We start from the raw sequence: 25,275 nt of genomic DNA, 5'->3' as shown, positions 1-25,275 counted from the left end.
AGTGAGTCGTCCGCCATTTCCGCTCAGTTTTCCGTCCTCTCAATCTTCCGTCCAGTAGTAGAGGTCCTCTTTCCGCACGCCGCAGTTGGGACAGGTGTCCGGGAGTTCGTCGTCCAAGTCGCCCATCTCACCGCAGTTCGAACAGCGCCACATCAGTTCGGCTTCGCCGAGTTCGTGGCCCGCTCGGGCGTGTTCGACGGACAGCGCCTCGAACCCTTCGCGCATGGTGACATAGAACCCGGCGTCGTCGAAGCCACGGATGCTCCCGAGTTTGTTTCCCTCATCGTCGTAGACGGCCAATCCGAGTTCGAGCTTTTCCATGTCCACGTCCGCGTCCGGCGTCTCTCCTGAATCACTCACCATGGCGGAACGTACTGCGCTCAGCGTCTTAAATCCGACCGCCGTCTTGTGCTTTGCTGGCGTGTTTTCCTCCCCGCCCCGTTTTAAACTACCCTTGAATGTGCAACCGTGGAACTCACGCGGATATGGGTTGAATAAACGACAACCACTAGATAATACATGCTGCAGAACGAAACCGATCCGAAACGCGGGCAGGTGACGACGAACCACCAGACAATAACGCAGTGGGTGGAGCAACACGACGGTCGTCCGGCAACGGCCGAAGCGAGCGACCACAGCGTCGGCTATCTTCGAATCAAGTTCCCCGATATGGACGAGGCGGACGAGTTGGCGACCGTTAGCTGGCGCGAGTGGCTGAACGAGTTCGAGGCCGAGGAACTCGCGTTCGTCTACTGCGACCAAGCGGAACAGGACGACTCGAGCGGGGTGTACAAACTCGTCGACCGGACGACGGCCGCCGAACACACATAATCCACCGTCCCCGACGGGTTTTTTGCCTCCCACCCGAAATTCCCCGGCATGCAAGCAGTTACCCTCGGACCGGCCGGCACGTATTCGCATCGTGCCGCGAGCGCAGTCGCGGACGAAGTCGAGTTTCGTGAGTCCGTCACCGGAATCGTCGAAGCCGTCGCCGACGGCGACTTTCCTCGCGGCGTCGTCCCCATCGAAAACAGCATCGAGGGGAGCGTCACGGCGACGTTGGACGCGCTCGCCGGCAACGACGTTGCAGTGGTCAGCGAACTCGTCACGCCGATTCGACACGCCCTGATGGCACAGAGCGCGGAGTTCGATACCGTCGCCAGCCACGCACAGGCGCTCGCCCAGTGTCGGTTGTACCTCGAAACCGAGTACCCCGACGCGAAACGCGAGGCGGTGACAAGTACCGCTCGCGGCGTCGAACACGCCCGAACCGACCCGTCCGTGGCGGCGATCGCACACCCCGACAACGCGGAGGAGTTGGAAATCCTCGCCGAGGACATCCAAGAGCGCACCTCGAACGCGACCCGATTCTTCGTCGTCGCGCCCGCCGACGAACGCTCGCGTGCGGGCGGCAAATCGTCGCTGGTCGTCTATCCCGGTGCGAACTATCCCGGCCTCCTGCTCTCGCTCCTCGAACCGTTCGCGGACCGCGCCATCAACCTCACCCGCGTCGAGTCGCGCCCCAGCGGCGAACGGCTCGGCGACTACGTGTTTCACCTCGATTTCGAGGCGGGCCTGTACGAGGAGCGCGCGGAGGAAGCCCTCGAAGAAGTCGAAGCGCTCGCCGAAAACGGCTGGGTAAACCGGCTCGGTTCCTACGACACCCAACACGTCCTCGACGGCTGAGAGCGACCCGACAGTCGGCTCACGCCGATGTGTCGACGTGTCCCCGTGGTGTCGCTCGGCGTGAATTTTTAAGCGGTAGCGCGTCGAACGTCCGGTGAGGCGATACAATGGCCGGACGACGAAATCCTTTCGACGAAATCGAGGAACTGTTCGAACGAATGGGCCGCCAGTTCGAGGACATGGGCGACCAGTTCGGCTCCCGAGGGGCGGGTTGGCAACCCGGCGGTATGTCGCTCGACGTCGCGGATTACGACGACGAACTCGTCGTCACCGCCGACCTACCGGGGTTCGAGAAGGACGACATCGACATCTCGCTTCGCGGCGAACGACTGCGCATCTCGGCCGAGAGCCGGGCCGAAACCGAGGCGGAGGACGAAGAGTACCTCCGCCGCGAACGTCGCCAGCAGTCGATGAGCCGAACGCTGACGCTCCCGGAAGCGGTGGACGAGTCGGGCGTTTCGGCGGAGTACCGAAACGGCGTGTTGACCGTCACGCTCCCGAAAGCGAGCGGCGGCGACGACGCACACGACATCGAGGTCAACTGACGGTCCGCCACTCTCGGAAACGGTAGACGTATCGTAAACGGCGGGACTTACAGCAACCACAACTCCCTTGCTATCTCGCCGGTAATCGGGGTGTATGACGCTCGATGCAGGTGACGACGCGCCCGACGTGACCGCGCAGAACCAACACGGCGAGACGGTGTCCCCGTCCTTCGAGGAACCGACGGTCGTGTACTTCTACCCGCGCGACGACACGCCGGGATGCACCGTCGAGGCGAAGCAGTTCAACACCGAACTGGAGACGTACCACGACGCGGGCGTGACCGTGTACGGCGTCTCCACCGACGATGTCGAGAGCCACGAGGCGTTCGCCGAGAAGTTCGACCTCGAATTCGACCTGTTGGCCGACCCCGACGAGGAGATCGCGAACGCCTTCGGCATCGAAGTCGAGGACGGTTTCACCCCGAGAACCACGTTCGTCGTCGCGGACGGCACGGTGCAGGCCGTCTACCCCGGCGTGGACCCCGACGGCCACGCTCGGGAAGTCTTACAGGAGATGCTGGACGACGAACTCGCCGCGCTGTAGCGATATCCGGATTTTCGTTCGTCGCTTTTCGTCGTTCACCGATTTCCCTTCGAGCGGACGCCATCACCGGCGGACGGTGAACGCGACCCCGACGAAACCCGCTACTTACCGCGTTACTTCTCTTGTTGTCTGCGCTACTCCTCTCCGACTCGCGGTGCGTCTCCGTGAACTTCTCCGACGATTTCCCGAATCGTCCCGTTCGCGACAGTTTCCCATCCGTCGGGCCACTCGTCGCCCCGCTTCGGCGGTTCGAGTCCGAACGTCACGGGGGCGAACGAGACGTGTTCGAACGAGTCGGCGGTGACGTTCCCCACGAACTCCGCTATTTCCCGCTTCGAGGAGACGCCGCCCGAAGCCAATTCGTAGTACCCCGTGAACACCTGTACGACCGAAATCCGGTCGTATCCCTCCAAATCACCCGAATCGACGTAGTAGAACAGTTTCGCCGTGTTGTTCACGGGGTCGGCCCTGCGCCACTCCAGTTCGACGGCGACGAAGTGGTCGTCCGTGCGTCCGACGACATCGACGGGAGTTCGTCCGATTCGATGTTCGGTCTCCCAGTCGAAGCGCGGCAGTCGCTCGGCGAGGCTGTCGCGGATGTGGTCGCGAACGGTTTCGGCGAACTCGCCCACGAGCTGGCCGACGGAGCGGGTGCCTAAAAACGTTGCAGTCGGTGGACCGGTCTTTTAGTCGATATGTATCGCGGGCCGACCCGGACGGGCCTTCGACGCCACGTCGTCGTCCGCTTCGTCCGCAGCTAAGAGACGAACGTCCGCGTCGAACTCGCGCTGGAACAGCCAGTTTGCCCGTCGAAGCGCCGTTCGCTCCCGCTCCGGCGAGAGCGTTTCCGGGAGCGACTGCCGGTCCTGCTGTAACTCCTGTCCGTACTTCGCGGCGGCATCGCCCTGCTTCCGTATCTCGTCTTTCTGCATGATCTCACCGATGACGTTGTCGGCGTCCGAGTCGCGGGCCAATTCGAGCGCCCGGAACTGCCACGGCGCGGCGACGACGATGTCGATTCGCTCCGGGTCGTCGATGTCCGCGATGGTGACGATGTGCCGAACGTCCTCCTGCGTGTTCTCGACCAACTGTCGGGCGAGTTCGAGTTCGGCGGGATCCGACTTCGGTTCTGGCCACTCGGCCTCGACGACGAAGCCGTCGCCGCCGAGGTCGTTCCATAGTTCCTCGCAGACGTGCGGGGCGACGGGTGCCAGCAGTTTGACGACGGTTCGCAGTCCCCGCTCGACCGTCGGGCCGTGCGGTGCCGTCTCCTCGCGGTAGCGTGCGAGCAGCGAGGTCAGTTCCTGCGTCTCGCGGAGCGCACCGTTGAACGTCATCGATTCGAACTCCTCGTTCGCGATGGCGACGGTGGCGTCGATTTCCCGCTCGACGTACTCGGCGATCTCGTCGTGGTCGCCGTCGAACGACGATTCGGCGACCGATTCGACCGCATCGGCAAGTCGCTGGAGAAACTCGTGGCTCGACTTGACGCCCTCCTCGGTCCAGTCGAAGTCCTTATCGGGTTGTGCGGCCTGCATCGTGAACAGGCGCGCCGTGTCCGCACCGTACTCCTCGACGATGCGCTGCGGCGAGACGACGTTGCCCTTGCTCTTCGACATCTTGTCACCGTCGAGGAGCACCATGCCCTGTGCCAAGTACTCCGTAAACGGCTCACGGTGGTCGAGCAGGTCCATGTCCGCGATGGCCTTCGTCACGAACCGCGAGTACAGCAGGTGCATGACGGCGTGTTCGATGCCGCCGACGTATCGGTCGACGGGCATCCAGTCGTCCGCTCGCTCGCTGTCGAACGGTGCGTCGTCGAGGTGCGGCGAGACGTACCGCAGGAAGTACCACGACGAGTCCATGAACGTGTCCATCGTGTCCGTCTCGCGCCGCGCGTCGGCACCGCACTCGGGACAGTCCACGTGCTTCCACTCCTCGGCGGCATCCAGTGGGTTGCCGGTGGTCCGAACGAACTCCGGCAGTTCGATCGGCAGTTCCTCGTCCGGGACGCTGACGGGTCCACAGTCCTCGCAGTGGACGATGGGAATCGGCGTTCCCCAGTAGCGTTGGCGCGAGATTCCCCAGTCGCGGAGGCGGTACTGTACGTCGTGGGCGGCGCTCTCGATGCCGCCCTCCAACCGCTCGCGGGCGTCGTCGCTGTCGAGGCCGTCGTGGCCGTCGCTGTTGACGAGGACGCCGTCCTCGGTGTAGGCCGCTTCGCTCACGTCCGGCACGTCGTCCTCGCTCGGCGCGACGACGGGAACGATGTCCACGTCCATCGACGTTGCGAAGGCGTGGTCGCGGGAGTCGTGACCGGGAACGCCCATCAGCGCGCCCGTTCCCACGTCCGAGAGGACGAAGTCGGCGACGAACACCGGAATTTCTTCGCCCGTCGCGGGGTTCGTCGCGGTCAGGTCGGTGGGGATCCCTTGCGGTTCGTCGCCCTCCGGGTCGGCGATTTCGCCCACGAAGTGCGCGATGTCCTCGTCCTCTTCGGCCAGTTCCTCGGCGATGGGATGGCCGGGGGCGAGCGCGAAGAAGGTGACGCCGAAAATCGTGTCGAGTCGAGTGGTGAACACCTCGACGGGGCCGTATCCTTCGACACTGAATTCGACGGTGGAACCGTGTTGGCGGCCGATCCAGTTTCGCTGCATCTGGCGGACGTTGGACGGCCAGCCGTCGAGTTCGTCCAAGTCGTCGAGGAGTTCGTCCGCGTACTCGGTTATCTTCAGGAACCACTGGTCGAGTTCGCGCTGTTCGACCGGCGTGTCACAGCGCCAACAGAGTTCCGCGTCGCCTTCGACCTGCTCGTCCGCGAGCACCGTCTCGCACGACGGACACCAGTTGATTTCGGCGGCCTCGCGCTCGACGAGACCCCCCTCGCGGAACTGGGTGAACAGCCACTGGTTCCATCGATAGTAGTCGGGTTGGCACGTCGTGATTTCGCGCTCCCAATCGTATCCGAAGCCCATCCCCTCCATCTGTTCGCTCATCGTCTCGATGCACGAGAGCGTCCAGTCGCGCGGGTTCGTGTCGCGCTCGATGGCCGCGTTCTCGGCGGGGAGGCCGAACGAGTCCCAGCCCATCGGATGGAGGACGTTCTCGCCGTCCATTCGTTTGTACCTGGCGTAGGCGTCCGTTATCGTGTAGTTTCGGACGTGGCCCATGTGGAGTTGACCGGAGGTGTAGGGGAACATCCCGAGGACGTACGTCGGGTCGGACGCGTCGTCCGGGATGTGGAAGACGTCGGCGTCTTCCCACGCCTCCTGCCAGCGGTGCTCGATTTCCGTGTGGTCGAACTGTCGTCGTGTTTGCATGCGAGAATCCGGGTTGTTCACCATTTGTTCCGTTCTGCTTCTATACGTTGTCATCTGCCAGCGCCGCGTGTTCCGCCCGCCGTCCGTTCGCGGTCCTGTCATGTGGACAGTTCTTTTACCGTCGCACGTCTCCGATAGGACATGAACGAGTACGAGCCGCGGGAAATCGAGTCGAAGTGGCAGTCTCGATGGGCGGAAGAGGGCCGGTACGAGGTCGACCCGTCCGACGAGGAGGCCACCTTCGTCACGGTACCGTATCCGTATCCGAGCGGCGGCATGCACATCGGCCACGCCAGAACTTACACCGTTCCAGACGTGTGGGCGCGCTACCGTCGTCTGCAGGGCGACAACGTGCTGTTCCCCATCGCGTGGCACGTCACCGGAACGCCAATCGTCGGCGCGGTGGAACGCCTGAAGAACCGCGAACCGCAGCAGATGTCCGTGTTGCAGGACACCTACAACGTCTCCGACGAGGACCTGTCCGAGATGGAGACGCCGATGGGGTTCGCCCGGCACTTCATCGAGGACAGTTACAAGAAGAACATGCAGTCGCTGGGCCTGTCCATCGACTGGCGGCGCGAGTTCACGACGAACGACGAGCGGTACTCGAAGTTCATCACGTGGCAGTACGAGACGCTGAAGGACCGCGGCCTGCTGGAGAAGGGCCTGCACCCCGTCAAATACTGCACCAACGAGGGGAATCCGGTCACGACCCACGACCTGCTGGAGGGTGAGGAGGCGGAGTTTCAGGAGTACACGCTGGTCAAATTTGGATGGCGCGCGGGCGAGTACGACGTGACGGTTCCGATGGCGACGCTACGCCCCGAGACGGTTCACGGCGTCACGAACGCCTATATCGACCCCGACGCGGAGTACGTCGAGGCCGACGTCGATGGTGAGCGATGGTTCGTCTCGGAATCCGCGGCGGAGAAACTGGAACTGCAGGCACACGACGTCGAGGTTCACGACCGCTTCTCCGGGGAGCGACTGGTCGGCGAACACGTCACGAACCCCATCACGGGCGACGACGTGTTGGTCCTTCCCGCGAACTTCGTGGACGCCGAGAACGCCACGGGCGTCGTCATGTCCGTTCCGGCCCACAGTCCCGACGACTGGGTTGCTCTGCGGGAAGCAAAGGAAGATGGCACCCGGATGGAGGAGTACGGCATCGACCCCGCCGAAGTCGCCGCAATCGAACCGAAGGCCATCATCGACGTGGAGGGCTACGGCGAGTTCCCGGCGAAGGACGCCGTGGAGGAACACGGTATCGAAGACTCCTCGGACCCGGCGCTAGAGGACGCCACGCAGGAGGTGTACAACCGCGAGTTCCACAGCGGGAAACTGCGCGAGATGTACGGGGACTACGCCGGGGAAATCGTGGAGGACGTGCGCGACGACCTGAAGGCCGAGTTTCAGCAACAGGGGTCGTTCGGCACGATGCACGAGTTCAGCGAGGAGGTCGTCTGTCGCTGTGGAGGGGCCGTCGAAGTCGCGGAACAGGACACGTGGTTCCTGTGCTACAACGACGAGGAGTGGAAGGCGAAGGCCCACGAGGCGGTGGCCGAATTGGACGCGATTCCGGAGAACACCCGCGAGCAGTACGACCACACCATCGACTGGTTGAACGAGTGGCCCTGCATCCGAAACTACGGTCTGGGCACGCGCCTGCCATGGGACGACGACTTCGTCATCGAACCGCTGTCGGACTCGACCATCTATATGTCCTACTACACCATCGCCCACCGCATCTCGGACGTGCCCGTGGAGGAGATGGACAAGGAGTTCTTCGATACGTTGTTTTACGGCAGCGAGGCACAACGCGCCTCGGAAGACGCGAACGGCGACGCCGTGAGCGAGGCCGTCGAAGAACCGAACGAAACCGCGCTCTCGCTGCGCGAGGAGTGGGACTACTGGTATCCGGTCGATTACCGCTGTTCCGGGAACGACTTGGTCAGCAACCATCTGACCTTCTTCTTGTTCCACCACGCCGAGTTGTTCGATCCGGCCAACTGGCCGCAGGGCATCACCGTGATGGGGATGGGACTGCTGGAGGGCGAGAAGATGTCCTCCTCGAAGGGTCACGTCGTCCTGCCGGAAAACGCCGTCGAGAAGTACGGCGCGGACACCGTGCGCTTCTTCCTGATGAACAGCGCGGAACCGTGGCAGGATTACGACTGGCGGAGCGAACAGGTCGAGAGCACGCAAAACCAACTGCGACGGTTCTGGAACCGCGCGAACGACATTGTCTCGGCACCCGAGGGCGAACGCGACCTGCAACGCATCGACCGCTGGTTGCTGTCGAAACTGCAGGCGACGGTTCGAGAGGCCACCGACGCGATGGACCGGTTCGAGACGCGCTCGGCCAGTCAGGCCGCCTTCTACGGCTTCGAGGAGCACCTGAAGTGGTATCGCAAGCGCGCCGACACGGACCGACCGGGCGCACGCTGGACGCTCCGGACCGTCCTGAACGCCCGCCTGCGCCTGCTGGCCCCGTTCGTCCCGTTCATGGCGACGGAACTCCACGAGCGCCTGACCGGAAAGCCGATAAACGAGGCCGAATGGCCGGACGTGAACGCCGATTTCGAAAGCACCGTCACCGAAATCGAAGAATCGTTAGTCGAGGGGCTGACCGACGACGTTCGCGACATCGTGGACGTGACGGACGCCGACCCCGAGACGATTCGGGTGTACGTCGCCGCCGACTGGAAGCGGACGGTGCTCTCGGCGGTCGTCGATACCGGCCCCGACGTCGGCGCGGTGATGGGCGAAGTCATGCAGGACGAGGAATTGCGCGAGAAAGGGGACGAGGTGAACCAACTCGTCCAGAGCCTCGTCGAGGACGTACGCGAACGCCCCGACGACCAAGTCGTGGTGCTGGCCAATGTGAACGAAGTCGAGGTGTACGAGGACGCACGCGACTTCTTCGAACGCGAGTTCGACGCTGACGTCGAGGTGTACCGCGAGGGCGAAGACGTGCCCGACCCGGAGGACAAGGCGCGACACGCCACCCCGATGCGACCGGCCATCCATCTGGAAGGCTAAGGTCGCTCGTCCGTCTCCGTCCCACCAGTCGGACGGACACACAAGATTCATTGCGTAGTAATTTTCATCGTGAGGGTATGTCGTCCGACAGACCGTTTTTCACCGCCCCCGAGGAGGAAATCGATACGAATCAACTACTGTACGAAGCGCTCCCGCTCGCGAAACTCGTCGTGGCCGTCGGCGTGGTCGCGTTCATCCCGATACTCCTGCAAATCACCCTGTTCGAAATCCTCGGGTTGGCTTCCCTTTTCGAACTCCTGTTCACGCTCCTAACACAGCTCATCCTCGCCGTCGGGTCCGGTATCATCCTGCTGTACGTCATCGTCCGGGCCGACCAACTCGCCGACGAATAGCTCACGACCCAACTACCCCACCGCCCGTCCGCTTTCCCTGTCACGTCTCTATCGTCCGCGATACCCACCCCGCCGGTCCGTTCGGGTACGCGCTTCGGAACTCTTCGGGCTGAACCGTTCCGTCTCCATCGACGGCTCTGACCGCGATTTCGTGTTTACCACCCGTTGGTTTCCACTGGAACCGCCACTGTCGCCACACGTCCGTTCCGGAGAGTTTCGGCCCCGACGAAACTCGGTGTCCGCCCCGCGACGGCGAACGAGGCGGCGACGGCCAGCACACCTCCGACGACGGCGACGAACGCGTTCCGAGGTTGATTTATCGTCTTGAATCTGGAACCGAACCCGCAAAGCGGTTGTGCCGTGCGAACGCTTATGATTTAGCCCGTCGCTCGTTTCCACATGAGTCAGGGGGACTCGGGGGACCACCCCGTCACGAAGATTCTACGAACCGTCACGCCGCCCTTCCGTGGCCACTCGGATAGCGAGATGAACACCATCGGCTTCGCCATGTTTCTGGGGCTCCTCGTACTGTTGGTTCCGCTCCTGCCGTTCCTGATTATCGTGTGGGTCATCTCGAAACTGACCGACGAACTCGCCGGACGGGCACCGATCGGAGACGAGGAGTAACCAACGGACGACGGGATTCGGTGACGGACGAATCCCGCTTCTGAACTCCTCGCGGTACAACTGCCAGCTAGCGGTCCGGTTCTTCGCTTTTCACGCCCCGTCCGCGTTCACGATGGCGTATCTTTCCACATCCTGAAATCGTTCCGCTCAGTGCGTATATAAAACGACACTGATATCTCTATTCACGGGCCAGGGCGCGTATTCGGCGCGGAACTATAGGAAATCTGCTACTCTCGCGCCACTGGCGGTCGAAACGATATCTCATGACAGACGAACTATCGAAAACGGAAATGCAGCGGCGACGGGTACTGAAAACCATCGGTGCGGGAGCACTCACGAACGGCCTTGCGGGGTGTAGCTCGCTCTCGACGGGAGATGAGGCCGAGGCGGTGACGTCGGAAGCGACGGACGGTTCCCCCTCGAAAACGACCGCGGACGGAACGACACCGGGGACCGAAACCGATGCGCCGTCGGACGGAAAACGGGTCGCCTTCGGGGACTGTACCGGCATCCTTCCCGAGGTACCCGACCCACAGCGACTCGAAGCCGACATCGACCAAAACACCACGCTCGGCGACGACTGCGGTCGGTACGTCGTCAGCGGGACCGTCGACGTCACCGGCGCGACGCTCACGATAAAATCGGGAACCGAACTCGTCTTCGAACAGAACGCGGGGCTCAAAATCGCCACGGACGCGACGCTCGTCGCCAAGGGGACGTGTAAGCGCCCCGTGCTCTTCACCGGCGCGCAAGAGACTCGCGGGTTCTGGCGGGGCATCTACTTCGAAGATTCGAACAAACCGAACGAGATGGCCTACTGTGTCGTGGAATACGCTGGCGGTGGGGACGAGTTCTGGCAGGCAGACGTCGAGGCGAACCTCGCCGTCGGTGGAAACTCCCGAATCGCGGCGTCGAACTGCGCGTTCCGCGAGAGCGGAGCGTGGGGGTTCACCTTCGGATCGGAGGTACACGTCGACGACTTCTCGAAAAACGCCGTCACCGCAAACGCCGCGGGTGCGGGGTTCGTCCGCGACGCTTCCGCCCACCATATCGACGGGTCCGGGACGTACACCGGAAACGACGACGATGTCGTTCACATCTGGGGCCACGACGGACTCGGCGACGGGTTCGACGAGACGTGGAGCGCCCTCGACGCCCGCTATCGCGTCTCGAAACTCGTCGAACTCGGCACGGACGCCCACCTGACCATCGAGTTCGGGACGACGCTCTCGTTCGAACAGGAAGCAGGCCTCAAAGTCTCCGATTCGTCCCAGTTGACGGCCGCCGGTATCGACCCCGACACCGAGGAATCCAAGCCGATCACGTTCACGGGCGAGCAGAAGACCCGCGGATTCTGGCGCGGCCTCTACTTCGAGACGTCGGACCGCGTTCCGAGCGTCATCGAAAACTGCGTGGTCGAATACGGCGGCGGCGGGAAGGAATACTGGAGCGGCGACACCCACGCGAACGTCGTCGTCGGTGACGGTGCCCGCGCTCGAATCACGAACACCACGCTTCGGGAGAGCGGAGGATACGGCTTCAACTTCGCCGAGGACGTGACGATAGACTCGTTCGTGAACAACACCGTGACCCGAAACGCGAACGGAGCGGGCTACGTCCGCGACGACCGCGCTCACTTCCTTTCGGACACCGGAACCTACGCCGGCAACGATACGGATCGGGTGTACGTCTGGCAGCACGACGACATCGGCACGGACCTCGATGTGACATGGGACGCCATCGACGTCCCCTACTTCGTCGATACCGGCACGGTATCGGTGTACGGCACGCTGACCATCGAACCCGGCGCGACCCTCGAATTCGGGCAGGATAGCGGCCTGAAACTGCTCGACGGTGGCATCCTCTCGGCGGTCGGAACGGGGGACGAACCCATCACGTTCACGGGCGAACAGCAGACTCGAGGCTACTGGCGGGGCATCTATTTCGACGACACGAATCGCACCGAAAACAAGCTTCACTACTGTATCGTCGAGTACGGCGGTGGGGGGAGAGAGTTCTGGAACGCCAAAGAATACGCGAACGTGGCGGTCACGAACGGGTCGCGTCTCTCGATTCAGCACAGTACCATCCGCAACTCTGCGGGCTACGGCTACGAAGTCGCCGCGGATTCGACGCTCACCGCGAGCGCGAACTCCGTCGTCGATAACGCGCTCGGTCCAAAAATAAACACCTGAAACGGAGACCCCGACCGGGTCGTATTAGACCCCGAGAAGGTCGAAGGGATAGCCGTTGTCGTTCTCGTTCGCGTGCTCGTAGACCACGTGGGCGGCCGCGACGTCCTGAATCGCGAGGCCGGTGCTGTCGAAGACGGTCACGCCGTCGTCATCGGTGCGCCCGTCCAGTTCGCCGATGACGATGTCGCCGATGTCGCCGTGGATGTCGTCGTCCGTGAGCGTCCCCTCGTTGTACGGGACGTTGATTTCGCCCGAGTGGGTGGTCTGGGCGTGGTCGTCGATGACGAGTTTCGCGTTCAACAGGAGCTCGTCCGCGAGTTCGTGTTTGCCCTCGGCGTCGGCACCCATCGCGTTGATGTGGGTGTGGTCGCCGACAGCGTCGGCGGAAACGATGGGCGTCTCGACGGGCGTCACGGTCGAGAGGATGTCACAGGAGGCCGCTTCCGCGATGGACCCCGAGCGGACGTCGAACTCGTCGCTGAAGTAGTCGATGAACTCTGCGACCGCTTCGTCGTCCAAGTCGCTGATGACGACCTCTTCGATGGGACGAATCTTCGAGATGGCTTCGAGTTGCGTGTAGGACTGGACGCCAGCGCCGACCAGACCCATGCTCGTCGCGTCCTCGACGGCGAGGTGGTCCGTCGCCACGGCGGCGGCCGCGCCCGTGCGCTTCATCGTGAGTTCCGTCCCGTCCATGATGGCGAGCGGGAACGCCGTCTCGGGGTCGCTGTAGATCATCGTGCCCATGACCGTCGGCAGGTCGAACGACTCCGGGTTGTCGGGGTGGACGTTGACCCACTTGATTCCGGCCGCGTCCCAGCCGTCCGCGTCGAGGTAGGCGGGCATCGACCGGAAGTCGCCGTTGTACTGGGGCAGGTCGATGTAGGACTTCGCTGGCATCTGCGCGTCGCCGAGCGCGTACGCCGCGAAGGCGTCCTCGATGGCCCGAATGAGTTCGGGCATCTGCGTGTTCTCGTCGACCGCATCCTGATTGAGCAGGAGTGTCTCCATGGTCGGAGGGAAACGCGGTTCCCACTTAGTTCCATCTTTTACCGATTTTTGACCGCTATCCCGCTCTCCTGTGGTGATTTCGAGAATATTTCGAAGGATGTTCTGAGATTATTAATGCTGGGGACGTTCAAACAGAATTCATTTTTGACGGTTCGGTTGCATTCTAGTCTGGCAATCAAGTCCCGATTCGACGTTGATTCAAAAATAAATCCGAATCCAATAGATGATTCCTTGGCTGCGGTTGGGACGAAAATCTGACAGGGGTCGATTTTCGTTTCGCGGGTGACGACCGCTCGACGGGAGCGGTTTCGTAGAAACCTCGATTACCTCATTAGCACCCGTTTCCGTCGTCCGTTGCTCCTTCGTGCTGGTGTTGTCGATCGTCCTCGTGCTGGTGTCCGCTCCCTTTGCCCCCTTCGCTCCCGTCCATCGGGTCGTCTTCTCCCCCATCTTCGTCGCCGCGACCCACGATTTGCACGGAATCCCGGCCGGAAAACCCGTGTTCGCCGGACTCGTCCCGCTCCCAGCGGAGTTCGGCCTCCGCCTCGCCAGCGTCGAATTCGGCATCCGCAACGGAAAAGTGGAGCACTACGTCGTCGTTTCCGTCCCCATCCACGTCTTCGACGTGTCCGTCGTGAATCGGGCACGCTCCGCCGCCGTCGGCGACGGCGTCCGGAGCGCCGAACCGATATCGAACCGCCTCGCTGGTCGGGTCGAACGCGTCGGTCTGGAGGACGGCGACGGGGACGACGCCCCGACTGCCGAGATCGATTTCGTTCGATTCGCTATCCGGTTTCACGTCGATGTCGAGTTTCTGCGGGAAGTGGGCGACCGCGGTACTGCTGAGAGTGGGAACTGCGACTGCGCTCACGGCGATTCCAGCACCGGCCGTGAGGAGACGGCGGCGACCGAATTCTCGTGGTTGTACCTCGCTCTCGTCCGCGTTGTCTTTCGGTGTAGACACGGTACTTTCGACTCTTCACGGCACGAGAATAGGGATTCTGGCACGATTCTCGAAACGACCTGTTAGAACTAGTGACTGTACCGAAAACGTACCGCTATCAGGTACAGGTCTTCGAAAATCGGTTCGAGTTTAATCGACGATGATTCTTCGGATGGAGATTCAGTCGGCGGTTGTGACCCGTCCCCCTTCCGCGAGCGAAGTTCTCGTGAACGGAGTGAACGAGAGCACGGAAGAGCGAAGCGATTCCGGAGCGAGCGGGCCGACGACCGGACGGCGCGTTGCGCCGTCCGGGAGGAGTGCTTTTGGTCGAGCTTTCACAGGGAAGCGACGGCGACTTCGGCGGCCGTCGCCGAAGTCGCCGTCATCTGACCGTCGTAAAAGGTCGTGTTACATCGCGCCGCCCATACCGCCCATGCCGCCCATGCCGCCTGCCGGTGGGCCGCCAGCGCCCTCGTCGCCACCCTTGTCGGTGGAGAGTTCGCCGGCCGAGATGATGTCGTCTATTTTGAGGACGAGGTTCGCGGCCTCGGTAGCACTGGAGAGCGCCTGCTCCTTGGCGTGAGCCGGTTCGACGATTCCGGCTTCGAAGGTGTCCTCGACGTCGCTGCTGAAGACGTTCAGTCCGGCGCGCTTGTCGCCGTCCTCGTGGGCCGCACGGAGGTCCACGAGCGTGTCGATGGAGTCCAGTCCGGCGTTCTCGGCGAGCACGCGCGGAACGAGTTCGAGGGAGTCGGCGAACGCTTCGACTGCGAGCTGTTCGCGACCTTCGACGCTGTCGGAGTAGTCGCGGAGTCGGGACGCGAGTTCGACTTCGATGGCACCGCCGCCGGAGACGACTCGGCCGTCGCTGACGGTTTGGGCCACGACGTCGAGCGCGTCCGTGATACCGCGTTCGAGTTCGTCGACCACGTGGTCGGTGGAGCCGCGGAGGAGGAGCGTGACGCCGTGTGCGTCGTCGCCGCCCGTGACGTAGAACAGTTCGTCGCTCTCGTCGCGGGTGACGCTGCCCTCGGCGACGTCGTCCGCCGAGGCGCTGTCGAGGTCCGAGACGATGGTCGTGTTGAGGACCTCGCGGAGGAACTTGATGTCGCTCTTCTTCGCGCGGCGGACGGCGAGGATGCCTTCCTTGGCGAGGTAGTGCTGTGCGAGGTCGTCGATGCCCTTCTGGCAGAAGACGACGTTCGCGCCGGTGTCCTTGATCTGCTCGACCTTCTCCTTCAACTGGGATTCCTCGCGGTCGAGGAAGTTCTGGAGCTGGCTGGGGTCGTTGATGGAGACTTCGGTGTCGACGTCAGTCTCCTCGACTTCGACGGCCTCGTTGAGGAGGAGGACCTTCGCGTCCTCGACGGCGGTCGGCATGTTGTCGTGGACGGGGTCCTTGTCGATGACCGCTCCCTCGAGCAGTTCGGATTCGCCGGCCGAGCGGCCGGTCTGCGTCTCGATGTTGACGTATTCGAGGTCGACCGTCCCATCGACGGTGACGGCCCCGATCGCGTCGACGATGATCTCGCTGAGGGCTTCCTTGTTGAGTTCGGCACCTTTGCCGGTCATGCTGGTTTCGGCGACTTTGCGAAGGAGGTCCTCGTCGTCGGTGTCGACCTCGTCCGCGATGTCGTCGACCTCCTCGCGCGCTTTCTCGCTCGCGAGGTGGAACCCTTTGATGACCGCCGTCGGGTGGATGTCCTGTTCGAGAAGGTCCTGTGCGTTCTTGAGAAGTTCGCCCGTGACCGCCACGGCCGTCGTCGTACCGTCACCCGCTTCGTCCTCTTGGGTTTCGGCGACTTCGATGATCATCTCGGCCGTCGGGTTGTCGATGTCCATCTCCTTGAGGATGGTCACGCCGTCGTTCGTGATGGTGACGTCGCCCATCGAATCGACGAGCATCTTGTCCATCCCTTTCGGGCCGAGTGTGGAGCGTACAGCGTCCGCAACCGCTCGCGCCGCGGTGATGTTGTGTTCCTGCGCGTCCTTGTCCTTGACTCGCTGGGAATCTTCGGACATTACGATCATCGGCTGACCTTGCATGCGCTGACTCATAGTACAAGAGCGACTATGTTTGTGCTTCTATATAAATCTTTATCCACTCACCGATCACGGCAAACGGTTCGGCCGAATCAGAAATCGGAAAATCACCATACGGCGGTTGAGGAGAGAAATACCTATGTCGTTAGTTAACACGGCTCTTTTGGCTCGAACCGCTTTTCGAACCTCTATTTATATACACCGATCCCCGTGGGTTTCGACCGTTCCCGCCCGTTTTCCATCTCGCTCGGCGCGTCCGCTCGGGTCTCGTTCGATTCCTTCTCCAATTCTCATGGATTACACCGTCACTTCTCTTCGGGCACTTCCGAATGTCCGAGTCGGAGGTTCCGATAATAGTACATATGAGCGCCACCGGAAATCGTTACCAGCGCGGCGAGTCCGACTGCCCACCCGATGCCCGGAACGTGGCCGAGCGGTCCCGCGTTGAACCACGCCCCCGTCAGTAGCGTGAGGCTGATACAGCCCAGCACGAAATAGTACTCCGACCAGGGGAGGTTGTTGTCCGGAATGATTTCGAGATACGTGTTCAGCGGTTTCGCCCTGTCCGTCAGTGTGACCTCTCCGCGTGCGGGTTCGTAGTCGATGAATCCGGTCTCATCGAGTTTCGGGAGGTGGGCTTGTTGAAGCGTATTATACACCCGCTTGCGTTGTTGTGAGGTCACGTCCTCGACGGTAACGTCGTTTTCCCACGCCGCGATTTGGGTCGCGAGGTCCCCTATCTCGGCCGGCCCCTCGTTTCGCCGCAAGTAGTGGAGCGCGTACCGTCGTCGCTGATTACTTAGAATCTGGAATATGACGTCTCTCGACAGTTCGGCTTTCTTCACTCCATCGGCTCGTTCAGTCATTGTGTCGTTTCGCACACGGCGAACGTTCGTCTTTGAGACGACTCTCGAACTATTTAATTTTTTGGACCTGGCTCAGCAGAAGTCCTCCGTCGCGTATATTCGCCCGTTCTCGGTGTGATAGACGCCGAGTCCCTCGCGCTGCCATCGCTTCGAGAGGATGTTCCTCCGATGGTCGGGCGAGTGCATCCACTGCGAGACGACGCCGCGAGCGAGTTCCTTCGCGGTTCGATATCGAACGACGTCCCCGCTATCGGTTCGTACCCGTCGGTCGAAGTAGGTGTACGCGATGTTCTCCCCGGCACCTCGGAGGCAGTGATAGTTCGCCCGCCGATAGCGGTCGCCGGGGTCGATGCCTGACGGTGAAACGTGTGCGAAGTAGTCATTGCGACCCATATCGTCGCTGTGGCCCCGCGCGATGTCGCGCAGTGCCGCGTCGAATTCGAGCGGGGCCAATCCTCGCTGTGTCCGTTGCCTATTTACCGCGACGTGGATGTAGAATTCGACCCACCGACGGAACCGCGTCTCGTGCGGGTCGGTGAGCCGTCCCGGTCGGTCCTGTGGGACGTCGACCACTCGTGCGCCCTGTGCCGAATCGAGCGTTCGCTCGCCGGGGACGTGATAGCCGGCGAAGTACGACCCGAAGAACAGCACCGTCAGGAGGACGAGGGCGACGGGGAGGAGCGAGCGCATTGGTTCCCCCCTTCGACCCCCGCAAAGATGAATGTCCGGGCAGGTCGAGGCGGTTCGAGCGCCGACGACCGCGGGTTCGATACGGCCTACTCGTAGTCGATACGGGTCGATACGGCCTACTCGTAGTCGATACGGGGGTCCACGAGCACGTACGCCACGTCCTGTACGAAGTTTCCGGCCAGTCCGATGAGGATGGGAATCATCGTCGTCGCGAGGATGAGCCCCGCATCGCGGCTTTTGATGGCTTTGAACGCGAGCGAACCGAAGCCGGGGATGCCGAACACCATCTCGACGACGAGAATCGTGATGAACAGCATCGTGAGCGTTTCGGTGAAAAAGAGCGAGACGAGCGGCAACGCCGCGTTTCGTAGCACGTGTCGTGCGACATCCCACGCCGTTGCGCCGTTTGCCCGCAGCGTCTTCACGAACTCGGCGGGTACGTATTCGAGCGACGTGGACCGCGCGTACCGAATCTGTACCGTGAGGAGGGTGACCGTCACGACGAATATCGGGAGCAGCATGAACGGGAGGTTTTGGGGCGTCCATAGTCCGTACCGCATGTCGAAGTACGACGCCTGAATGCTCACCCGTTCGAGGACGATGAGGGATGACCAACTCGCCAGCCAAAAGCCAGGCATTCCCAGCCCCGGATACGTGACGGCGGTGACGAGACGGTCCACGTAGCCGTGCTGGTGGACCGCCGAGTACAGGCCGATGAACGTCCCGAGAACGGTGGACAACACGATGGCGGGGAGCAGATAGACGAGCGTGAGCGGGAGCGTATCGGCCAACAGATCCGTGACGGGTGTCCCGTTGATACTCTCACCCCAGTCGAACGTCGTGTACGCGACTATCCACTTCACGTACCGGTCGAGTATCGGTTCGTCGTAGTTTCTCGCGGCACCGTAGGCGTGTTCCGCCATCTCGACCGACCCGCCGTTCATCCCCGTAAGGAGTCCCGCCGTCTTCTGGTTGGGGTCGGGCGCGTACGCGTAAACCAAAAAGATGGATGAGAGGAGGAGGTACGCCGCGAACACCGTCCAGAGCGCTCGTTTGGCGATGTATCGACGCACGTTATGATTCCTCCCGCGACCACGATAGTTCGTTCCTGCCCGACGCTATCGGTCCCGTCTCGCGGGTCGTCCGCCTCACCACGTCCATGGTAGTAGTACGCACAATTCGTCCCCTTCGAATAAATGTTTCCTGTGCTACAAACTACGCGACGTATCCGATGCCTTCCGCGAACACCCATGAAACGAGGGCGACGTTTTTTATACTCCTGTTACATTGCTAGCATTAGTCTGTCATTCAATTGTCTCGTCTGCGGAAGAATCGCACCCTGCAGCGCGAGACGCGAGGACAGGATTCGACCGCCCATGGCTACACGAAACGACACGTTCGACACGATAGAGTGGAACGAGTATACGAGCAGTTCACGGGGGATAGCCGGGCGAACGGCGGCCTTTTCGCTCGTCGCTCTCGCGCTAGCTATCGGATTCCTCTACGACCTCCTCTTCCTCCCCGATACCGACCCGATCCTTTGGGAGTGGAACGTGACCGCGCTGGACTGGATATTCATGCTTTCGCTCGCCGTCTTCTTCTTTTTCGCTCTCCTCCCCCTCTTTCGGAATCGAGACCTCACCCGCCGTCGGTGGGATCAACTCAAAACGAATCCGGTGGCCGTCGCCAGCCTCTGCTATCTCGTCCTCTTCTTCCTCGCCGGACTCATCGCGCCGATGTTTCTGTCCCCGATTCGCGACGCCATGGTGGCCGCGGACGGGTCCAGGTACGGAATCACGCCGTATCAGCCACCGTTCGGGTTGACCGTCCCGTTCTACGGCATCGGCATCACTCGCTGTGTCGGCACCCTCGCGGACAACGTGTGCCACGGAAGCCTGGTTCATCCGCTCGGCACCACCGGAAGCGGGGAGGACCTGCTGGTCGAAATCCTCCAAGGCATGCGCGTCGCACTCGAAGTCACGCTCATCAGTGCGACGCTCATCGCTCCGTTGGCGACCGCCGTCGGGACCGTCGCGGCCTACTTCGGCGGGACGGTTGACGAGGTCCTGATGCGCTACGTGGATATTCAGCAGGCGATTCCGCCGTTGTTCGTTTTCCTCCTCCTACAAGCGCTGTACGGCGGGAGCATCCTGCTCATGATCGGCGTTTTCGGACTGTTGAGTTGGGGAAGCACCGCCAGACTCGTTCGAAGCGAGGCGCTCCAGAAGTCCGAACTCGGGTTCATCCGCGCCGCGAAGGGTGCGGGAAGCGGCCACCGAAGACTCATCCGCGACCACCTCCTCCCGAACGTTTCGAGTACCGTCCTCGTCTCCGTGACGCTCCAGATTCCGACGCTGCTCCTCATCGAGGCCATGCTCGGCTACTTCAAACTCCACGGCGAGGGGCAGAACTCGTGGGGCTACCTCGTCTACGCCGCCTTCCACAACGATTTCCACCCGACGTTCCTCTGGTGGGCGGAGGTGGTTCCGGTGGTGTTCCTCGTCCTCACCGTCGCCTCGTTCAGCTTTTTGGGCGACGCGCTCCGCGAGATTCTCGACCCGCGAACGCGGGAGGGACTATGAACGACCCGCTCCTCTCCGTTACGGGACTTCGAACGACGTTCGAAACTCCCCGCGGCACCGTCAGAGCGGTCGATGGCGTTTCGTTCGACGTGAATCGAGGGGAGACGGTCTGTCTCGTCGGCGAGAGCGGGTCCGGAAAGACCGTCGCCTGCGAGTCGATAACCCGGTTGATTCCGACGCCGCCGGGCGACATCGCGGACGGTCGAATCGTCTTCGACGGCGACGACATCCGAGACTGTTCGTCCAGCGAACTCCGCGAGATACGGGGAAACCGCATCGCCTACGTCTTTCAAAACCCGCAAAACGCGCTTGACCCGGTGTACAGCGTGGGGCGACAGGTCGCCGAGTCGGTTCGCTATCATCGGGACGTGAGCAAGGCGGCGGCCCGTCGCCGCGCGGTCGAACTCCTCGACCGGGTCGGCATTCCGAAAGCCGAGGTTCGGGCGGACGACTACCCGCACGAGTTCTCGGGCGGGATGCGCCAGCGCGTCGTCATCGCCATGGCGTTGGCGGGCGAACCGGACCTGCTCATCGCGGACGAACCGACGACGGCGCTCGACGTGACCATCGAAGCCCAAATCCTGGAGTTGCTCGCGGACTTGCAGGCCGAACGCGACATGGCGATCCTGTTCGTCACCCACGACCTCGGCGTCGTCGCTCAAATCGCGGACCGCGTGGTCGTCCTGTACGCCGGGAAGGTCATGGAACGGGGAACCGTCCACGACGTCTTCGACCGACCCGCTCATCCGTACACGCAAGCGCTTCTCGACTGTCTCCCCGGCCGTGGCGGGGCGTTACGACCCATCGGCGGGTCGATAGCCGACCCCGTTTCACCGCCGTCCGGGTGTCGCTTCCATCCGCGGTGTCCACACGCGACCGACGAGTGTACGGAACGCGGACAACCGCCACTCCACGGCGTGACGAACTCCCAGCAGGTTTCGTGCGTCTTCTACCGCGGGGACCGCGACTCCTCGGTGGTTCTCGGCGACGAACCCGCACCGACAGTGGAGGACGGTCGATGAAGGAAGACGACCCCGCGGGAACGGCGACGGCGACCGAGGCGTTGCTCTCAGTTCGCGGGCTGAAAAAGCTGTATCCCCTCACCGAGGGTATCACCCGGAAGGAGACGGGCGAAATCCACGCGGTGGACGGCATCGACTTCGACGTCTTCCCCGGCGAGACGGTCGGCCTCATCGGCGAGTCCGGAAGCGGCAAATCGACGGCCGCGACGACGCTGTTGTCGCTGGAGGACCCGACCGACGGGACGGTCGCGTTCGACGGCGAGGACATCGGCGCGTTCGACCGCGCCCAAACCAAGTCGTTCCGTCGCCGCGCGCAGATGGTGTTTCAGGACCCGACGACGACGTTCGACCCGCGGATGAAAATCGGCGAATCGGTCGCGGAACCGCTCTCGATTCACGGCATGACCGACGCCGAGCAACGCCGGACGATAACCGAGGATTTGCTCTCCCGCGTCGGCCTCTCGGCGGAGGAGTTCGACCGGTATCCACACGAACTCTCGGGGGGACAGAAACAGCGTGCGGCGTTAGCGCGGGCGTTGATTCTGAACCCCGACTTGCTCGTGTTGGACGAACCCGTTTCGGCGCTGGACGTGTCCGTGCAGGCAGAAATCCTCGCCCTTCTCTCGGACTTGCAGTCCACGTTCGACCTCTCGTTGCTCCTCATCAGTCACGACATGGGCGTCGTCCGGGAGATCTGTGACCGCGTGGCGGTGATGTACCTGGGCGAAATCGTCGAGCGCGGCCCGACGGAGGACCTGTTTCGGGATCCACAGCATCCGTACACGCAAGCGCTCGTCTCGGCGATTCCGACGCCGGACCCGGACGCGGCGACTGACCGGGTCCCCCTCCGCGGCGACGTGCCGGACGCCGCCTCGCCGCCGTCCGGGTGTCGGTTTCATCCACGCTGCCCGGTGGTCATCCCTCCCGAGGCATACGACTTCGAACAGGACGAGTGGCGGTCAGTAATGGACCTCAGGGGTGCGGTTGCGGAGGACGACATCGACCTCGGTTCGCTCCGAGGGCTGGCAGTCGCACGTGGTGAAGCGAAAACGGAGGAAGCCGTTTCCGATGTCCAACTCCGCTCCGCGCTCCGCGAGGAGTACAACATTCCCGACGAACTGTCCGATTCGGAGGCCGAAGCGGTGCTGTCGGCCGCGCTTTCGGACATCGTTTCCGGGGACGTGGCCGCTGCGGACGAACGCTTGTCCGTGAAATTCTCGACGGTCTGTGAACGTGAGTCGCCCGAGGAGCGGGCGACCGGTGCCGGACACCCGGCGGCCTGCCACCTACACGATTCGGCGACGGAACCGGACAAGGAATGGGAGTGGGCGTCGGTGGACTGAACTCCCGTTGCCGGTCCGAAAACACGCTCCGCGGCGCTCACAGTCTTGTTCACGGAAAATACGCCGGGACTGGGATTTGGACTCGCCCGGACATTCCTGCTCACCTCACATTCGTTCGGCTACGCGGGCCATGTCCGGTCTGCTCAAATCCAGTATGACGTTTTCCCGTTCGCGGCTTCGATGAGCACCGTGGAGCGGGTGCTCATCGGGTAGCTCACTCGAAAACGCCGGGACTGGGATTTGAACTCGTCGAGACGTTCCGTGTCACTTACTCCGTGCGCTCCCGGGCATGCGACTCGTCTGCTCAAACCCCTCGGCGATTTCTCGCTCCAGTCGCCGTAAGCACACGCTACGCGGTGCTTACGGTCTTGTTCGCGGAGAAATACGCCGGGACTGGGATTTGAACCCAGAATCCCATACGGGAACACGCTTTCCAGGCGTGCGCTTTGCCATTCGGCCATCCCGGCCTATCACTTCGTTACCCCGTGTCGGTTTTAAACCCTTCTTTTCTAATCGAGTACCCCGTCTGCGACGTAGCTGAGAATCGGCGCGCCGATCGCCACGATGAGCGTCGCCCCTGCCTTCACCGCTACCGAATAGCGGTAGTCGGTCAGCAGTTCGTAGCCTTGCAGGAGGACGAGAAACGAGAGGACGCCGACGACGCCCCACAGGAGACTGGCCTTGACGCGGGGGTCCACGGTTATTCGGTGCTGGCGATGGCCTCGATTTCGACGCCGACGCCCTTCGGCAGGTTGGCGACTTCGACGGCGCTTCGGGCCGGTGGATTGTCCTGGAAGTACTCCTTGTACGACTCGTTCATCTCGTCGAAATCCCCGATATCGTCCATGAACACTGTCACCTTCAGCACGTCCTGCATGGTCAGGCCCTCCTCTTCGAGGATGCCCTTGACGTTCTCCAGACTCTGGCGGGTTTGGACCGCGATTTCCTCGTCATCGAGGAGATCGCCGTCGGGCGTCATCGGTATCTGTCCGGCGGTGAACAGGATGTCGCCGTTGGTGGTCGCCTGACTGTACGCACCGACCGCCTCCGGTGCATCCTGCGTGCTGATGGTTCGCTTCATGCAGGTGACTTCGGTTCCCAGAACTTAAACCTACGTCAATAGGCGACGAAAAATCAAACGAATTGCAGGTTACACGAGAACTTCCACGTCGAATCCGTTGTCGCGGAGCGAGTCGAGAAGCGCCTCCACGTGTGCCGGTCCGCGGGTTTCGAGGTCGAGTTCGACCTCCGTCGCGTTCATCCCGATGTCGCGCGAGGTGCGGTCGTGCTGGATCGCATAGATGTTCGCCTGTGCGTCGGCGATGACGTCGAGAAGCGTTCGGAGCGACCCCGGACGGTCCTTGAGGACGGTCTTGAGTTTCACGTAGCGGCCGGTTTCGACCAACCCGCGCACGATGACCGTCGTGAGGAGGTTCATGTCGATGTTGCCGCCGCTCAGGACCGGGACGATGACCTCGTCGTCCGCGTACTCGAACTTCCCTTCGAGGAGGGCGGCAAGCGGTACCGCACCAGCGCCCTCCACGAGCGTCTTTCCCCGTTCGAGCAGGTAGGCGAGCGCCACCGCGATTTCGGAGTCGGAGACGGTGACGACCTCGTCCACGCGCGTGTCTATCACGTCGAAGGTCCGCTGACCCACACAGCGCGTGGCGATGCCGTCCGCGATGGTGTCCACGCTGTCGAGGGTCTGTACCGACCCTTTCTGGAGCGAGTCGGCGACGCTGGACGCGCCTTCCGCTTGCACGCCGATGACCCGTGCGTCCGGATTTTTCCCCTTGATGGCGGTCGCGATGCCGCTGATGAGGCCGCCCCCGCCGATGGGGACGACGACGGTGTCCACCTCGGGCAGGTCGTCCATGATCTCCAGTCCGATGGTTCCCTGTCCGGCCATCACCCGCTCGTCGTCGAAGGCGTGGACGTAGGTTCGTCCCTCAGTCTCCTCGATTTCGTGGGCGTGCCCCGCGGCCTCGTCGTAATCCTCGCCGTACAGCACCGCCTCCGCGCCGTAGTTCTCCGTCGCACGGACCTTCGAAATCGGGGCGTGCTTCGGCATGACGATCTTCGAATCGACTCCGCTTCGCGTCGCCGCGAGCGCGACGCCCTGTGCGTGATTTCCCGCGCTGGCCGTGACGACGCCGGCATCCTTTTCGGCCTCCGAAAGCGTCATGATGCGGTTGGTCGCGCCGCGAATCTTGAACGACCCCGTTCGCTGGAACGTCTCCAGTTTCAAGTGTACCTCCGCCCCCGTCATCCGAGTAAACGTGTGAGAATAATCGAGCGGCGTGTGCCGGGCAGTCTCGGCCACCCGGTCCCGGGCCGCCAGCACGTTTTCGAGCTCTAGCATGGTTGTCGGTAGTTTTTGCGACGCTTTATCGTTTGGGAACCAGCGCGGCGGATTCAGTGTCGGTTAGTGGACGAAAGTCTGTTTTGAGTGAACGTCTGGCA

The 25,275-nt window shown here is 62.5% G+C and carries 25 protein-coding genes and 1 tRNA gene; 11 read left to right on the top strand and 15 right to left on the bottom strand.

The genetic code is table 11. The features are described from left to right. Window positions 1-39: 39 nt before the first annotated feature. Entirely contained in the window at window positions 40-363 is a 324-nt protein-coding gene (locus ACGYLY_RS15435) for a rubredoxin-like domain-containing protein (protein WP_231186278.1), read from the bottom strand. A gap of 156 nt (window positions 364-519) precedes the next feature. Between ACGYLY_RS15435 and ACGYLY_RS15430 the strand changes: the two genes are divergently transcribed. The 4 genes from ACGYLY_RS15430 to ACGYLY_RS15415 all read left to right on the top strand — a co-directional run bounded on the left by ACGYLY_RS15430 (window position 520) and on the right by ACGYLY_RS15415 (window position 2,775). Beyond that, a complete protein-coding gene (locus ACGYLY_RS15430) occupies window positions 520-831 on the top strand; it encodes a hypothetical protein (RefSeq protein WP_395284063.1) in 312 nt (103 codons plus the stop codon). A gap of 48 nt (window positions 832-879) precedes the next feature. Further along, complete coding sequence (gene pheA / locus ACGYLY_RS15425) at window positions 880-1,686, top strand: prephenate dehydratase (protein WP_395284064.1); 807 nt, start codon at window positions 880-882, stop codon at window positions 1,684-1,686. A gap of 107 nt (window positions 1,687-1,793) precedes the next feature. Next, window positions 1,794-2,231, top strand: a complete 438-nt coding sequence (locus ACGYLY_RS15420) for an Hsp20/alpha crystallin family protein (protein WP_395284065.1) — start codon at window positions 1,794-1,796, stop codon at window positions 2,229-2,231. A gap of 94 nt (window positions 2,232-2,325) precedes the next feature. Continuing rightward, complete coding sequence (locus tag ACGYLY_RS15415; protein ID WP_395284066.1) at window positions 2,326-2,775, top strand: peroxiredoxin; 450 nt, start codon at window positions 2,326-2,328, stop codon at window positions 2,773-2,775. 134 nt (window positions 2,776-2,909) lie between these two features. On the opposite strand, the gene ACGYLY_RS15410 is transcribed toward ACGYLY_RS15415, so the two are convergent. After that, entirely contained in the window at window positions 2,910-3,407 is a 498-nt protein-coding gene (locus ACGYLY_RS15410; RefSeq protein ID WP_395284067.1) for a hypothetical protein, read from the bottom strand. Between the two features lie 54 nt (window positions 3,408-3,461). Further along, window positions 3,462-6,095, bottom strand: coding sequence for a leucine--tRNA ligase (leuS, locus tag ACGYLY_RS15405; protein ID WP_395284068.1), 2,634 nt, complete (start codon window positions 6,093-6,095; stop codon window positions 3,462-3,464). 141 nt (window positions 6,096-6,236) lie between these two features. On the opposite strand from leuS (ACGYLY_RS15405), the gene leuS (ACGYLY_RS15400) reads away from it, so the two are divergent. After that, window positions 6,237-9,137 carry a leucine--tRNA ligase gene (gene leuS, locus ACGYLY_RS15400; RefSeq protein WP_395284069.1) on the top strand — a complete coding sequence of 967 codons (2,901 nt, stop codon included), beginning with the start codon at window positions 6,237-6,239 and terminating at the stop codon, window positions 9,135-9,137. Between the two features lie 77 nt (window positions 9,138-9,214). After that, window positions 9,215-9,490, top strand: a complete 276-nt coding sequence (locus tag ACGYLY_RS15395) for a hypothetical protein (protein WP_395284070.1) — start codon at window positions 9,215-9,217, stop codon at window positions 9,488-9,490. A gap of 40 nt (window positions 9,491-9,530) precedes the next feature. Here ACGYLY_RS15395 and ACGYLY_RS15390 read toward each other — a convergent pair whose 3' ends face one another. Next, window positions 9,531-9,770, bottom strand: a complete 240-nt coding sequence (locus tag ACGYLY_RS15390) for a hypothetical protein (protein ID WP_395284071.1) — start codon at window positions 9,768-9,770, stop codon at window positions 9,531-9,533. A gap of 119 nt (window positions 9,771-9,889) precedes the next feature. On the opposite strand from ACGYLY_RS15390, the gene ACGYLY_RS15385 reads away from it, so the two are divergent. Together ACGYLY_RS15385 and ACGYLY_RS15380 are read left to right on the top strand one after the other, a co-directional pair. Next, the gene (locus ACGYLY_RS15385) at window positions 9,890-10,117 is read left to right on the top strand and encodes a hypothetical protein (protein WP_395284072.1); all 228 of its coding nucleotides are present in this window, start codon (window positions 9,890-9,892) and stop codon (window positions 10,115-10,117) included. A 263-nt stretch (window positions 10,118-10,380) separates the two neighbouring features. After that, entirely contained in the window at window positions 10,381-12,312 is a 1,932-nt protein-coding gene (locus ACGYLY_RS15380; RefSeq protein ID WP_395284073.1) for a hypothetical protein, read from the top strand. Window positions 12,313-12,336: 24 nt separating this feature from the next. On the opposite strand, the gene ACGYLY_RS15375 is transcribed toward ACGYLY_RS15380, so the two are convergent. The 7 genes from ACGYLY_RS15375 to ACGYLY_RS15345 all read right to left on the bottom strand — a co-directional run bounded on the left by ACGYLY_RS15375 (window position 12,337) and on the right by ACGYLY_RS15345 (window position 18,938). After that, window positions 12,337-13,323 (bottom strand): ornithine cyclodeaminase family protein, encoded by a 987-nt coding sequence (locus ACGYLY_RS15375; RefSeq protein WP_395284074.1) that lies wholly within the window; start codon window positions 13,321-13,323, stop codon window positions 12,337-12,339. A gap of 331 nt (window positions 13,324-13,654) precedes the next feature. Next, window positions 13,655-14,287: a hypothetical protein gene (locus ACGYLY_RS15370; RefSeq protein ID WP_395284075.1), complete on the bottom strand. Its 633-nt coding sequence runs from the start codon at window positions 14,285-14,287 to the stop codon at window positions 13,655-13,657. 159 nt (window positions 14,288-14,446) lie between these two features. Continuing rightward, complete coding sequence (locus tag ACGYLY_RS15365; protein WP_395284076.1) at window positions 14,447-14,605, bottom strand: hypothetical protein; 159 nt, start codon at window positions 14,603-14,605, stop codon at window positions 14,447-14,449. Window positions 14,606-14,674: 69 nt separating this feature from the next. Then, window positions 14,675-16,324 (bottom strand): thermosome subunit beta, encoded by a 1,650-nt coding sequence (thsB, locus tag ACGYLY_RS15360; protein ID WP_395284077.1) that lies wholly within the window; start codon window positions 16,322-16,324, stop codon window positions 14,675-14,677. Window positions 16,325-16,614: 290 nt separating this feature from the next. Continuing rightward, window positions 16,615-17,175 carry a hypothetical protein gene (locus ACGYLY_RS15355; protein ID WP_395284078.1) on the bottom strand — a complete coding sequence of 187 codons (561 nt, stop codon included), beginning with the start codon at window positions 17,173-17,175 and terminating at the stop codon, window positions 16,615-16,617. Window positions 17,176-17,247: 72 nt separating this feature from the next. Continuing rightward, window positions 17,248-17,865 (bottom strand): CAP domain-containing protein, encoded by a 618-nt coding sequence (locus ACGYLY_RS15350; RefSeq protein WP_395284079.1) that lies wholly within the window; start codon window positions 17,863-17,865, stop codon window positions 17,248-17,250. A gap of 116 nt (window positions 17,866-17,981) precedes the next feature. Continuing rightward, complete coding sequence (locus tag ACGYLY_RS15345; protein WP_395284080.1) at window positions 17,982-18,938, bottom strand: ABC transporter permease; 957 nt, start codon at window positions 18,936-18,938, stop codon at window positions 17,982-17,984. Window positions 18,939-19,241: 303 nt separating this feature from the next. Here ACGYLY_RS15345 and ACGYLY_RS15340 point away from each other — a divergent pair, with 303 nt between their 5' ends. The 3 genes from ACGYLY_RS15340 to ACGYLY_RS15330 are packed head-to-tail and all read left to right on the top strand — an operon-like array spanning window position 19,242 to window position 22,812. Beyond that, the gene (locus ACGYLY_RS15340) at window positions 19,242-20,447 is read left to right on the top strand and encodes an ABC transporter permease (RefSeq protein ID WP_395284081.1); all 1,206 of its coding nucleotides are present in this window, start codon (window positions 19,242-19,244) and stop codon (window positions 20,445-20,447) included. Continuing rightward, entirely contained in the window at window positions 20,444-21,469 is a 1,026-nt protein-coding gene (locus ACGYLY_RS15335; RefSeq protein WP_395284082.1) for an ABC transporter ATP-binding protein, read from the top strand. The genes ACGYLY_RS15340 and ACGYLY_RS15335 overlap by 4 nt, the downstream gene beginning before the upstream one ends. Next, complete coding sequence (locus ACGYLY_RS15330; protein ID WP_395284083.1) at window positions 21,466-22,812, top strand: ABC transporter ATP-binding protein; 1,347 nt, start codon at window positions 21,466-21,468, stop codon at window positions 22,810-22,812. The genes ACGYLY_RS15335 and ACGYLY_RS15330 overlap by 4 nt, the downstream gene beginning before the upstream one ends. A gap of 385 nt (window positions 22,813-23,197) precedes the next feature. Here the strand turns inward: ACGYLY_RS15330 and ACGYLY_RS15325 are convergent. The 4 genes from ACGYLY_RS15325 to ilvA all read right to left on the bottom strand — a co-directional run bounded on the left by ACGYLY_RS15325 (window position 23,198) and on the right by ilvA (window position 25,174). Continuing rightward, window positions 23,198-23,279 (bottom strand) — tRNA-Ser (locus ACGYLY_RS15325). A gap of 42 nt (window positions 23,280-23,321) precedes the next feature. Further along, on the bottom strand, window positions 23,322-23,510 hold the full coding sequence (locus ACGYLY_RS15320; RefSeq protein WP_231186294.1) for a hypothetical protein: 189 nt from the start codon (window positions 23,508-23,510) through the stop codon (window positions 23,322-23,324). 2 nt (window positions 23,511-23,512) lie between these two features. Next, complete coding sequence (locus ACGYLY_RS15315) at window positions 23,513-23,893, bottom strand: Rid family detoxifying hydrolase (protein WP_395284084.1); 381 nt, start codon at window positions 23,891-23,893, stop codon at window positions 23,513-23,515. Between the two features lie 69 nt (window positions 23,894-23,962). Further along, window positions 23,963-25,174 carry a threonine ammonia-lyase gene (gene ilvA / locus ACGYLY_RS15310; RefSeq protein ID WP_395284085.1) on the bottom strand — a complete coding sequence of 404 codons (1,212 nt, stop codon included), beginning with the start codon at window positions 25,172-25,174 and terminating at the stop codon, window positions 23,963-23,965. Between the last annotated feature and the right edge of the window lie 101 nt (window positions 25,175-25,275).

The sequence above is a fragment of the Haladaptatus sp. CMAA 1909 genome (assembly GCF_043952005.1).
Taxonomy (GTDB): domain Archaea; phylum Halobacteriota; class Halobacteria; order Halobacteriales; family Haladaptataceae; genus Haladaptatus.
This window is presented reverse-complemented; position numbering and strand designations above follow the sequence as displayed.